This window comes from Pseudoalteromonas sp. P1-13-1a (assembly GCF_001401875.1).
In the GTDB taxonomy this organism is placed as follows: Bacteria; Pseudomonadota; Gammaproteobacteria; order Enterobacterales; family Alteromonadaceae; genus Pseudoalteromonas.
On record NZ_LKDV01000165.1, the window covers coordinates 1 to 209 of the forward strand.

1 tRNA gene is annotated in these 209 nt (G+C 44.0%); it reads right to left on the reverse strand.

The window, feature by feature from the left end:
* Positions 1 to 132: 132 nt before the first annotated feature.
* Positions 133 to 208: transfer RNA gene (locus AN391_RS20265), tRNA-Lys, on the reverse strand.
* Position 209 lies beyond the last annotated feature (1 nt).

The window sequence follows — 209 nt, forward strand, 5'->3', positions numbered from 1 at the left end:
ACTTGAACCATCGACCAATGGATTAAAAGTCCACTGCTCTACCAACTGAGCTAATGACCCGCTCTGTGTGCTTACTCTTTAAGTGAGCTTCGTAAATCCGCCGATTAAACCACTCTTTACCTTAATAAAGAATGGTGGGTCATGATGGACTTGAACCATCGACCAATGGATTAAAAGTCCACTGCTCTACCAACTGAGCTAATGACCCG